This is a genomic window from Petralouisia sp. (assembly GCF_056822245.1).
Map to the genome: position 1 here is coordinate 1 of NZ_JBQIOP010000082.1, position 7,909 is coordinate 7,909.

At 51.6% G+C, this 7,909-nt stretch carries 7 protein-coding genes and 1 pseudogene; 5 read left to right on the forward strand and 3 right to left on the reverse strand.

What is annotated here, in order from left to right; translation table 11 throughout:
• Positions 1 to 95: 95 nt before the first annotated feature.
• The 4 genes and pseudogenes from ACTO17_RS19050 to ACTO17_RS19065 form a co-directional block, all read left to right on the forward strand.
• Positions 96 to 191, forward strand: a pseudogene (locus tag ACTO17_RS19050) (Maff2 family mobile element protein); the annotation flags it as partial.
• Between the two features lie 73 nt (positions 192 to 264).
• Positions 265 to 1,134 carry a VirB6/TrbL-like conjugal transfer protein, CD1112 family gene (locus tag ACTO17_RS19055; RefSeq protein WP_016223835.1) on the forward strand — a complete coding sequence of 290 codons (870 nt, stop codon included), beginning with the start codon at positions 265 to 267 and terminating at the stop codon, positions 1,132 to 1,134.
• Between the two features lie 18 nt (positions 1,135 to 1,152).
• Positions 1,153 to 1,638: a PrgI family protein gene (locus ACTO17_RS19060; RefSeq protein WP_120420510.1), complete on the forward strand. Its 486-nt coding sequence runs from the start codon at positions 1,153 to 1,155 to the stop codon at positions 1,636 to 1,638.
• Positions 1,562 to 4,000 carry a VirB4-like conjugal transfer ATPase, CD1110 family gene (locus ACTO17_RS19065; protein WP_482559044.1) on the forward strand — a complete coding sequence of 813 codons (2,439 nt, stop codon included), beginning with the start codon at positions 1,562 to 1,564 and terminating at the stop codon, positions 3,998 to 4,000. The genes ACTO17_RS19060 and ACTO17_RS19065 overlap by 77 nt, the downstream gene beginning before the upstream one ends.
• 38 nt (positions 4,001 to 4,038) lie before the next feature.
• Here the strand turns inward: ACTO17_RS19065 and ACTO17_RS19070 are convergent, their stop codons facing one another.
• Genes ACTO17_RS19070 through ACTO17_RS19080 form a run of 3 tightly spaced genes read right to left on the reverse strand, consistent with a single transcriptional unit; the run spans position 4,039 to position 7,295 of the window.
• Positions 4,039 to 5,082, reverse strand: coding sequence for a tyrosine-type recombinase/integrase (locus tag ACTO17_RS19070; protein WP_482559042.1), 1,044 nt, complete (start codon positions 5,080 to 5,082; stop codon positions 4,039 to 4,041).
• Positions 5,069 to 6,058 (reverse strand): tyrosine-type recombinase/integrase, encoded by a 990-nt coding sequence (locus ACTO17_RS19075; protein WP_016217430.1) that lies wholly within the window; start codon positions 6,056 to 6,058, stop codon positions 5,069 to 5,071. The genes ACTO17_RS19070 and ACTO17_RS19075 overlap by 14 nt, the downstream gene beginning before the upstream one ends.
• On the reverse strand, positions 6,051 to 7,295 hold the full coding sequence (locus tag ACTO17_RS19080; RefSeq protein WP_016217431.1) for a tyrosine-type recombinase/integrase: 1,245 nt from the start codon (positions 7,293 to 7,295) through the stop codon (positions 6,051 to 6,053). Before ACTO17_RS19080 ends, ACTO17_RS19075 begins: the two co-directional genes overlap by 8 nt.
• 189 nt (positions 7,296 to 7,484) lie before the next feature.
• Between ACTO17_RS19080 and ACTO17_RS19085 the strand changes: the two genes are divergently transcribed.
• Positions 7,485 to 7,856 carry a DUF3851 family protein gene (locus ACTO17_RS19085; protein ID WP_482559043.1) on the forward strand — a complete coding sequence of 124 codons (372 nt, stop codon included), beginning with the start codon at positions 7,485 to 7,487 and terminating at the stop codon, positions 7,854 to 7,856.
• Positions 7,857 to 7,909 lie beyond the last annotated feature (53 nt).

Here is a 7,909-nt window from a genome sequence, read left to right on the forward strand (position 1 = left end):
AGAATTGCCCGACTAAAGCCCGACCCGTCCGGCAGTCAGCCGGACAGGGAACGGCAAAATTTTTTACACTTCTTTTACTTCTTTATCTAACATGAGCAAAGAGCCAGGGCATGAAACAGCTTATGGCGGGCGGCGGCGTTGCCCTGATCGGCATGGTGCTTGTACCCCTGCTCTCCGGTCTGTTCGGCTAATCCCCGCACCAGAAACACCCATACCTTTGCCCCTCCCGCAAACGCGGGAGGGGCGGAAAGGAGGTAGCACTGTATGGATTTTCTGCTGGATGCAATCACCACCTGGCTGAAAGAAATGCTGGTGGGCGGCATAATGAGCAACCTTTCCAGTATGTTCGATTCGGTCAACAACCAGGTGGCGGACATATCGGGGCAGATCGGGCAGACGCCCCAGGGCTGGAACGCGGGTATTTTCAGCATGGTCCAAAGCCTTTCGGAAACGGTCATTCTCCCCATAGCAGGCGTGATCCTGGCCTTTGTGATGACGCTGGAGCTGATTCAGATCATCACTGACAAGAACAACTTCCACGATATTGAAACCGCTGTGTTTTTCAAGTGGATTTTCAAGACCGCCTGTGCCATCCTCATTGTCACCAACACCTGGAATATCGTTATGGGCGTGTTTGATGTGGCCCAGGGCATTGTGGCGCAGGCTTCCGGCGTCATCGGCGCGGACGCTTCCATCGACATTTCCTCCGCGATGGCGGATTTGGAGCCAAGGCTCATGGAGATGGATTTGGGGCCGCTGTTCGGGCTGTGGTTCCAGTCCCTGTTTATCGGCCTTACCATGTGGGCGCTGACCATCTGTATTTTTATCGTCATTTATGGCCGTATGCTGGAAATATATCTCGTCACCTCGGTCGCGCCGGTCCCGATGGCCGCTATGATGGGCAGGGAATGGGGCGGCATGGGGCAGAATTACCTGCGCTCCCTGATGGCGTTAGGCTTTCAGGCGTTCCTCATCATGGTATGCGTGGCAATCTACGCGGTCCTGGTGCAGAACATCGCCACCGACGAAGATACGATTGCCGCCATCTGGTCCTGTGTGGGATATACGGTCCTGCTCTGCCTGACCCTCTTTAAGAGCGGCAGCATGGCCAAGGCGATCTTCCAGGCCCACTAACGAAAGGAGTGTGCAAAAATGGCTTATGTACCCGTACCCAAAGACTTAACGAAGGTCAAGACAAAGGTGGCCTTCAACCTCACCAAGCGGCAGTTAGTCTGCTTTGGCGGCGGGGCGCTCGTGGGCGTGCCGCTTTTCTTTCTGCTTCGGGGGCCAGCCGGGAACAGCGCCGCCGCCCTGTGCATGATGCTTGTCATGCTGCCCTTTTTCCTGCTGGCGATGTACGAGAAGAACGGCCAGCCGCTGGAAAAGATCATCGGCAACATGATCCGGGTATCCTTTCTCCGGCCCCGGCAGCGCCCCTACCAGACCAACAACTTCTATGCCGTATTGGAGCGGCAGGACAAACTCGACAAGGAGGTGTATGACATTGTTTACGGCAAAGAAAAACCGGACAAACGGCAGAGCGCCGGAGGGCGAAGGGCCAATGCCGGTGAAAAAGAAGCTCTCCCGCGCGGATCGGAAGCAGATCGAAGCCGCCATTTCCCGCGCCAGCCGCACTGACCAGAAGGGGATTTCCGCGCAGGACAGCATCCCCTATGAACGGATGTGGCCGGACGGCATCTGCCGCGTGACCGGCTGCTATTATACCAAGACCATTCAGTTTCAGGACATCAATTACCAGCTGTCCCAAAACGAGGATAAGACCGCCATCTTCGAGGGCTGGTGCGATTTCCTCAACTACTTTGACAGCTCCATCCGGTTCCAGCTGTCCTTCCTCAACCTGGCCGCGTCCCAGGAAACCTTTGCCCGGTCCATCACCATCCCGCCCCAGGGGGATGATTTTGACAACATCCGCGGCGAGTACACCCAGATGCTGCAAAACCAGCTGGCAAAGGGGAACAACGGCCTGATTAAGACAAAATACCTGACCTTCGGCATTGACGCGGACAGCATCCGGGCGGCAAAGCCCCGGCTGGAACGGATTGAAACCGACCTGCTCAACAACTTCAAACGGCTGGGCGTAGTGGCGGAGCCGCTGGACGGGCGGGCGCGGCTTTCCCAGCTGCATGGCGTATTTCACATGGATGAACAGATTCCCTTTTCCTTTTCGTGGGACTGGCTGGCCCCCTCCGGCCTTTCCACCAAGGATTTTATTGCCCCCACTTCCTTTGAGTTCCGCACCGGCAGGCAGTTCCGCATGGGGAAAAAGTACGGCGCGGTCAGCTTTGTGCAGATTCTCGCGCCGGAATTGAACGACAGGATGCTGGCGGATTTTCTGGATATGGAAAGCTCCCTGATCGTCAGCCTCCATGTACAGTCCTTAGACCAGGTAAAAGCCATCAAGACGGTCAAGCGCAAAATCACCGACCTGGACCGGGCCAAGATCGAGGAACAGAAAAAAGCGGTCCGGGCAGGGTACGACATGGACATCATCCCCAGCGACCTGGCTACTTACGGAAACGAGGCCAAAAAGCTATTGCAGGATTTGCAGAGCCGGAATGAGCGGATGTTCCTTGTGACCTTTCTGGTGCTGAATACGGCGGACACCGCCAGACAGCTGGGCAACAACGTGTTTCAGGCGTCCAGCATCGCGCAGAAGTACAACTGCCAGCTGGCAAGGCTGGACTTTCAGCAGGAGGAAGGGCTGATGAGCTGCCTGCCCCTGGGACAAAACCAGGTGGAAATCCAGCGGGGGCTGACTACTTCCAGCACCGCCATCTTTATTCCCTTCACCACCCAGGAGCTTTTCCAGAACGGGAAAGAGGCGCTGTACTACGGCATCAACGCCCTGTCCAACAACCTTATCATGGTGGACCGCAAGAAGCTGAAAAACCCCAACGGCCTGATTTTAGGCACTCCCGGCTCCGGCAAGTCCTTTTCCGCCAAGCGGGAAATCGCCAACTGTTTTCTGCTCACCACCGATGACATCATCGTGTGCGACCCGGAATCGGAGTACGCGCCCCTTGTGGAGCGGCTGCATGGGCAGGTTATCAAGATTTCGCCCACCTCCGGGGACTACATTAACCCGATGGACCTAAACCTGGACTACTCGGACGATGAAAGCCCGCTGTCTTTGAAATCCGACTTCATTCTGTCGCTGTGCGAGCTGATCGTAGGCGGCAAGGAGGGCTTGCAGCCGGTCCAGAAAACCATCATCGACCGCTGTGTGCGGCTGGTCTACCATGATTACCTGAACGACCCCAGGCCGGAAAATATGCCGGTATTGGAGGATTTATACAACCTTCTGCTGACCCAGGAGGAAAAAGAAGCGCAGTACATCGCTACGGCGCTGGAAATCTATGTTTCCGGCTCCCTGAATGTGTTCAACCACCGGACCAATGTAAACATCGACAACCGCATTGTCTGCTATGACATCAAGGAGTTAGGCAAGCAGCTGAAAAAAATCGGTATGCTGGTGGTGCAGGACCAGGTGTGGAACCGCGTCACCATCAACCGCGCCGCCCACAAGTCCACCCGGTACTACATTGACGAGATGCACCTGCTGCTCAAAGAGGACCAGACCGCCGCCTATACCATTGAAATCTGGAAACGCTTTCGGAAATGGGGCGGGATTCCCACCGGCATCACCCAGAACATCAAGGACCTGCTTGCCAGCCGGGAGATCGAGAACATCTTTGAGAACTCGGACTTTGTGTATATGCTCAACCAGGCAAGCGGGGACCGGCAGATTCTGGCAAGGCAGCTGGGCATCTCCCCGCACCAGCTGTCCTATGTAACCCACTCCGGCGAGGGCGAAGGGCTGCTGTTCTACGGCAACATTATCCTGCCCTTTATCGACCGGTTCCCCAAGGACACCGAGCTGTACCGCATCATGACCACAAAATTATCTGAGATCTCAGATAATGTCTGTTTATTAAAGAACTATAGTTATTCGAGAAGAAAGCATTATGCCACTAAATAAGCGGATATACTACAATCTTCTCGAATAACAAATCATTGCTAACGGAGAAAATCGGGCATATTCTGCTTCTCCTGTGGCAGTGATGGTTCAGTCTTGTTTTGCGGAAACCATTTGTTATTCCATTCCTTCATTGAACGGTCAACGGTCTGCTGTGAAATATCCAGGTAGATCTGGGTCGTCTGTATGGAAGAATGTCCAAGGATATTTTTTACAACAGCCAGTGGTACACCTGCTTCAATTAGATGTGTTGCCGTTGTATGCCGCATTACATGCGGTGTATATGGCCCATTACAGAACTTATCCGGGTGGACGGATTTTGCAGTTGTAACGTATTTTGTGAAAATTTCTTCAATGGCGGCCACAGACAGATGGTCATTCCGCTGGCTGGGGAAAACATATCTGTCAGGTTGATCGCGTATCCGTCTGGAATTAATATATTTATCCAGCAGTTGTGTTGCATCTGAAGTGATCTTTACCCTGCGGGACTTTTCCCCTTTCCCTGTGAGCGTCAGGATGGCGTTCCCCTTTTCATCGTGTGAGACATCCATTACTGCAAGTTCGCAGATTTCCTGTGCTCTTGCCCCGCTGGAATACATCACGGATAAAAGGACGAGATCGCGCCAGCCGAGTTTTTCCGTGGCATCCGGGAGTGAAAAAAGAATGGACAGCTCTTCACGAGTGAAGGAAGTGCGCTGTTTGCCCTTTACCCTCCGAAATGATTTTTTTGCGATCCTTGTCAGGCTGCTTCGGAACACGCATCCCGCTTCAAGGTTCCTACACTGTGCGTACTCTGCAAAAGAGGATAGTGCTCCCATACGCTGTTTGGCTGTAGTTCGGCTGTTTTTTCTATCGGATACCAGCCAGTCAAAAAATCCTGTTAGCAGATCAAAGTCCAGCATTTCAAATGTGATCTGACTGATATCGGTTCCTTTCTGCTCTTCGAGATATTGGAACAGGAGCCGGAATGCACATTTATAAGAAGAAACTGTGTTTTTGCTGGCATTCATGGAGACTGGAAGGTATTCCGTGATAAATCTCCCAAGGAGACTTAAAAACTCGTATTCTGACTTATTCTTCTTCATAAGGTACCTCCACTTCTGGAATCAGACCAGTCGTAAATGCTTCAAACGCATCCATGGTTCCAGGAACCTGTGTGCCGGAAAAACGCATATACTGATCAGTATCGATTAGGCATTTATGCCCAAGGTAAGTCGGCAAAAGGAGATCGTTTATATCAACAGGATGGCCTACTGCTTCCAACTGCTGCATGGATTTCAGGACAAACAAGTGGCGAAAGCAGTGCAGGCAGGCTCCCCGGTCATTTGGGGATTTATCCCGCTGGTCAATGTTGGCCAGCTTCAGAATCTCTGCAAACCAGGCATCCATTTGGCGTTTCGTATAGTGCCGGCCGGGTTTATCTCCCGGGAAGAGGTAGGCTTCTGGATTGTCCATGATTCCAAGTGTGAGACAATACCTCTTCAGGATCTCCAACAGCGAATCATGGATAGGGATCAACCGTTCTTTTGAGAATTTAGTCTTTCGCAGGAACAGCGTCCCTTCTTTAAAACATACGTCTTTTCGCTGCAGTGCCATGGTTTCTCCCAGCCGGGTTCCGCATCCGTAAAGGATACGCAATGCCATTGGTATTTTTAACTGTAAGAATGGGCTGCAGCTACCCGGTTTACGGGGAGATAAGTTGTCCGCATAGTGCATGATCTTCTGGATCTCTGCCTCTGAGTAAATATACGGGATATACTCGGATTTTACTTTTGGAGATTCTGGTAAAAACGCCGGGATTCCAAGGCTGTCCAGATATTTTACAAATCCTCTGACAGCACCAACTTTTTCATTGATGGTTTTACTTTTTCCCGGGATAGATGAAATCCAGGGTGTAAGGATGTCTTCTGTCAATTCCTTTTGGGGGAAGTCTATCTCTGCCAGATATTGATCCAATGAAGACAAGGCCCGCTTAGTTAGCGATACAACGGGATCAGAAACGCTGAATGTCTTTAGTGCCAGATACGCTTCCATTTCATCGGCGAATATACTCTTAAACACTGGAACCACCATCCTTCCCAGAAAGAAGTTCTGCAAAGTTGCCGCTAGGGGCAGGGACTGCGAGAGGACAAAGCCGCATGCTCTGGATGTCGATCCGGGCATAATGGCGGATGGCGTGTTTTGTCCCATGCCCCAGAACCCGGCGGACAACTTCTGTTGATACGTTGTCATTAACCATGTTGCTTGCGATGGATGACCTGAAAGCCCGGCTTCCATGCCTGCGTCCATTAATGGGAATCCCGGCGTTTCTGAGCAGCGCCCCGACCATTGTGTTGATTGCGCCATAGTCCATCGGCGTATATGGGATTACAAGCGTCATAAAAATCTGCTGGCAGCCTGCCACTTCGGGGCGTACTTTGTTGATATAGTCCAGCAGGGCTTCTTTTGCTTCGGGAAGCAATTCACTTTCCCATGGCTCACCCGTTTTCTGCTGTATAAAGTGGATTCTGTTATCCGTGAAATCAACGTTTTCAAAAGTCAGGGAAGCAATATCACAGGAGCGGATGCCATATCTGGACAGGAGTAAAACAATCGCATAATTCCTTATCCCAACAGGGGTTGTGCGGTCAATAGAATCTTCAATTGCAGAAATCTCATCCGTGCTATAAACCGTTGGCTGGGGATCGTTCTTCTTGCGGTACTGGACAAGCCTTGAATAATCACGTTCCAAAGTTCCGTGTTCAAAGAGAAATCTGAGAAAGGGGGCAATCCTTTCCCAATAACGGGAGAAACTCAACTGCAAAAAGGCTTTCTGTATCAGTTTCCCGCTGATGTCCCCAGTATCTTCACAGCCGAGGGCGGAGAGATTGTCCAAAAACCTGCTGAGAATCCATCGCTTGTAATGAAGAGTGGTTTGTTTATTCCCGTTGCCTCTGCAATAGGAAATATACGCATCAAGGGACTGGCTGAGGCTGGAGGGGAGATTAACTACAGCAGTTTTATCTCCCCATAAGGCATCTCGCCCATCCAGGCCCTGATACAAACGGTTGAGTTTACGCACGATCACCTTCGCCCTTGAGACACGGGATGGACAAACTTTGAGTTCCTGCTCACAGTATTGGATGAGGCATTCTCCTATTTCAGGTGTGTATTCATCCAGTGCATTCGCATTCATATAAGCCGTGAATGCTTTGAGAATGAAATCCATGTCCTTAACAGTACTGCTACTGTAGGATTCTGACTGGAGCAGCATGCGCAAATGTGCTGTCAAGTCGTTGAAAGTTGATTGATTTTCCATACAAAATCCTCCTCTGTAAATTTGGTGTCGGGTCGACACAACACCAGTATACAGAAGAGTTTATATAGATCATTGTTATTCGAAGAGAATATGAAAAATCTTTTATTTTATGGGGAGGTGAAAAACTCATTGAATAATGAAACTCATTTAATAAACAAAATTACAGGAAATAAAGGAGGGAAAGCAATCATGACTGCACAGAAAATCAAACACAATCCCCGGCTGTTTTTGAAGCGGGCGATGGACATTCAGCGCCGCCAGCTGCTTCTGGCGATGGCAGACGCGGTAAGCGAGTGCCGTACTGCGGAGAGCATGGCGGCAGAACTGAACCGTGACGGGGAAACGGGCCTGCTCCGCCTTGCGGAAATCTGGCGCTGCCTCTCCCCCGGCACCGGCGGCAGGGTTTTGGAGGGCCGGGGCGCGGAGCTTCTGGCCGATGTGCTGGCACAGGTCTATGCCTGCCTGATCCTCCGTCCTTTACACACCCCGGCTGGCATGGGCCTCTATGTGGAGCTGCTCTATATGATGGAGGCGCTGATGCTGGGGGAATGGTTTGATTAAGGAGCCGCGCCTGCGCTTTACGAGGGAGGAACAGACCGACCCGGCGCTGGAAA